A 3,182-nucleotide genomic window follows, 5' to 3' on the forward strand; every position below is an offset into this window, starting at 1 on the left:
GGCATCCTCAGCAACGTCGCCAACAAGTTCCTGATGGCGGGCTTCTCGGCGATCGATCAGTCGTGGCGGCGTGTCGCCCACGTTCGTCCGGCCAACGACTTCAAGTCGATGACGATCTACCGGCTGACCGACGACACGATGGCCCAGCCGATCGGTCCTGGTGGTGAGCTCCGCCACGGGACTCTCGGTGAGGCGAGCTACACGCTTCGGGCCGGGACGTACGGCCGGTTGCTCAGCATCACGCGCGAGCAGCTGGTCAATGACGACCTCGGCGCACTCACCGAGGTCCCGATGAAGCTCGGTCGTGGTTGTGCCACGCGGTTCAACCTGAACTTCTGGACGGCGCTGCTTGCCAACACGGGCAACTTCTTCCATGCGAACAACTCGAACTACGTGACTGGCGCGACGACCGTGCTGTCCGTGTCTGCGATGGATGCGGTCGTGGCCGCGTTCTACAAGCTCGTTGACGAGGCGGGCAATCCGCTCGGTCACACGCCGCGGATCCTCCTGCATCCGCCGGAGCTGGATGGCGTTGCGCAGAACATCTCCCAGTCCGCGGAATACCGCGACACGACGGCCAGCAAGAACTTCGGCACGAAGAACGTGTATGCCGGCCGATTCGAGCCGGTGATGTCGCCGTATCTGAGCAACGCCAACATCTCCGGCTACTCGACGACGGCCTGGTACCTCCTGGCTGATCCGATGGACGTGCCGTGCATGAACGTGTGCTTCCTCCGCGGCCGTGAGGAGCCGATCGTCGAGACGGCGGACGCCGACTTCTCCACGCTCGGCATCAACATGCGTGCCTACCACGACTTCGGCGCGTCCCTCGCCGAGCCGCGCTGCGGCATCAAGAGCAAGGGCGCTGCGTAGACGTTGGCTCCTTCGGTGGCGGCGCAGCGTACGGGGAGTGCGCTGCGCCGCTTGCTGGTTGCCTGATCACGAATCCTGCGGTTCTTGCGGCTACCGCCGCTGAGGAGAAACAGTCATGGCGTTCGAATGCGAAATCATCCACTCTTGGCACTCGATCGATTACACGCCGGCCGGCGCCGTCGCGGCCGGTGAGGTCATCGTGGTCGACAAGATGGTCGGCGTTGCCCGCCAGGCCATTGCGGCCGGAGAACTCGGATCGTTGTGTGTCGCCGGCGTCGGCAAGTTCGCCAAGGCGACCGGCGGCGGCACGGCGTTCACGGCCGGCGAGCTCATCTACTGGGACGAGAGCGCCGGTGTCTGCGATGACACCACGGACACCGGCACGAATCCGCTGATCGGATGGGCCATCAAGGCCGCGGCCGATGGCGACGCGACGGCTGAGGTCATGTGGTTCGGCGGTGCGCACTTCGCGACGGCCTGATTCATCGCCTCCTCGCCCGGGGAGCCAGGGGCGGGCCGTCCGCGCGGTCCGCCCCTCATCCGGAGTTTCGCTGTGGCGAACCTGCTGCAGAAGGGAGTCGAGTGGCTCGACGTACGGCGCAAGGCTCACCTGGCGTCGAGCGTCGTGTACACGAGGCCGTCGATCCTCGGATTCGTCGGCCTCCAGGCGACCCTTGGCGAGACGGTGTTCGATCAGGTGGACGAGCACGGCGTCGTGCATCGTTTCGAGTCACGGGACTTTCTGATCACGGCCGCGGACCTGGTGCTCGGTGGATCGGTGACGTTGCCTGTGGCAGGCGACCGAATCACGGTGACGATCAACGGGATGTCGCGAGTGCATGAGGTCATGGCGCCAGGGGATGAGCAGCCGTACCGATTCTGCGATCCGCATCGCGTGACGATGCGGATCCACACGAAGTTCATCAGCGAGGCGTGAGACCAGTGGCAAACCGCGAATCGAGCTCGGGCACCTGGGCTCGATGGGTCGGCATCGCCGTGACGCTGCTGCTCGCGAGCCTCGCGTTTGCCGTCCAGTCCGGGCGGGTGATGGCGAAGCTCGACGGCATCGAGAAGCAACTGGGCGCCTTCACTGTGGATCTGAAGGACATGGAACGGCGGACCTCGTTCCTCGAGGGCCGCTTGGGGAGCCGGAATCCGTGAAGCTCGCCGTCACAGTAGCGGATGCTGTGGTCGCCCGCCTGGCCGGCGGGACGTACAGCCAATCGTTCACGCCTGTGCGTCGGCATTTGCCGGTCGTCACGCTGGATTCGCTGGCGTCGCTGACGGTGTCCGTGGTTCCGAAGTCGGTGGCGATCGAAAAGGGCACGCGCGCCAAGGATCTCCATACCATCGTCGTGGATGTCGCGGTCCAGAAGAAGGTGAACGTTGACGATGCCACGACGATCGATGGGCTGATGCAGGTGGTCGAGGAGATCGTGAACCGGCTGAAGTTCCAGCCGCTGGCAGGTTCGGTGGCGGATGCTATGCCGGCGGAGATTGCGAACGCCCCGATCTACGATCCGAAGCACATGGAAGAGTGGCGAGTGTTCACCAGCCTGGTGACGGTGACCTATCGACTGCTGAGGTGACGCATGGCGACGACGGATGTTGCAGCGCAGGGGCCCCTCGGGGTGCTGATCGACGGACTGTCCGCGTCAGTCAACATTCTGACGCTCAATCCTGACCGGGCGTACATGTTCGTCAACCTCGGCAAGGATGCAGCCGGCGCCGACACCACCGGGTACGTTGTTCTGAGCGTGGGGGCAGATCCGACTGTGTCGATGGCCGCGGGCACAAACAAGCACGTCCTGCTACCGAAGGTGCCTATCGTCATCGGGCCAGGTGTCGGCGCGGACCTGCGGTACAAGGCCTCTGCGGCGTCTGTCGTGTTTCAGGTGGTTCCGTATCCTCGAGCACTGGGCAACTGGTGATGATGAGAGACCCGAGAGCCTATGCCGAGGGGCGCCGCGCTGACCGCGGGGCGCAGGTCATCGACGACGCATGGTCGCCGCTCAAGCTCACGGGCCTGCGGCTATTCTTGGATGCCTCGCGGATCACGGGGTTGGCGAATAACGACCCCGTTGCCCAGTGGGACGATCTCAGCGGACTCGGCAACCACGCGACATCCAGCGGCGCCAACCGCCCGACGTACAAGGCCGCCGGACTGAATGGTCGGCCGGCAGTGACGTGGAACGGTACGAGCAGCTGGCTGTTGGTTCCGGCCTTGCTCGCGAGCTCGACGCCGCTTTCGTTCCTGTGCGTGATTTCTCCGACTGGCACGGGAGTTCGCCGGCTGATCGACATCCAGA

At 64.7% G+C, this 3,182-nt stretch carries 7 protein-coding genes; all 7 read left to right on the forward strand.

Annotated elements, in window-relative coordinates:
- On the forward strand, positions 1-873 hold an 873-nt coding region (locus IT182_17285), incomplete at its 5' end, for a hypothetical protein (GenBank protein MCC6165101.1).
- A 115-nt stretch (positions 874-988) separates the two neighbouring features.
- On the forward strand, positions 989-1,354 hold the full coding sequence (locus tag IT182_17290; GenBank protein ID MCC6165102.1) for a DUF2190 family protein: 366 nt from the start codon (positions 989-991) through the stop codon (positions 1,352-1,354).
- A 72-nt stretch (positions 1,355-1,426) separates the two neighbouring features.
- Positions 1,427-1,810: a hypothetical protein gene (locus IT182_17295; GenBank protein ID MCC6165103.1), complete on the forward strand. Its 384-nt coding sequence runs from the start codon at positions 1,427-1,429 to the stop codon at positions 1,808-1,810.
- A complete protein-coding gene (locus tag IT182_17300; protein MCC6165104.1) occupies positions 1,807-2,034 on the forward strand; it encodes a hypothetical protein in 228 nt (75 codons plus the stop codon). Before IT182_17295 ends, IT182_17300 begins: the two co-directional genes overlap by 4 nt.
- Positions 2,031-2,462, forward strand: a complete 432-nt coding sequence (locus IT182_17305; GenBank protein ID MCC6165105.1) for a hypothetical protein — start codon at positions 2,031-2,033, stop codon at positions 2,460-2,462. Before IT182_17300 ends, IT182_17305 begins: the two co-directional genes overlap by 4 nt.
- Positions 2,463-2,465: 3 nt before the next feature.
- A complete protein-coding gene (locus IT182_17310) occupies positions 2,466-2,804 on the forward strand; it encodes a hypothetical protein (protein ID MCC6165106.1) in 339 nt (112 codons plus the stop codon).
- A 2-nt stretch (positions 2,805-2,806) separates the two neighbouring features.
- A partial coding sequence (locus tag IT182_17315; GenBank protein ID MCC6165107.1) for a hypothetical protein occupies positions 2,807-3,182 on the forward strand: 376 nt, incomplete at its 3' end.

This window comes from Acidobacteriota bacterium, assembly GCA_020845575.1.
Classification (GTDB): domain Bacteria; phylum Acidobacteriota; class Vicinamibacteria; order Vicinamibacterales; family Vicinamibacteraceae; genus Luteitalea.

Excerpts from the sequence above, each read along its gene's own strand:
- IT182_17290 (MCC6165102.1), top strand. The coding sequence starts at position 989 with ATGGCGTTCGAATGCGAAATCATCCACTCTTGGCACTCGATCGATTAC.
- IT182_17310 (MCC6165106.1), top strand. The coding sequence starts at position 2,466 with ATGGCGACGACGGATGTTGCAGCGCAGGGGCCCCTCGGGGTGCTGATC.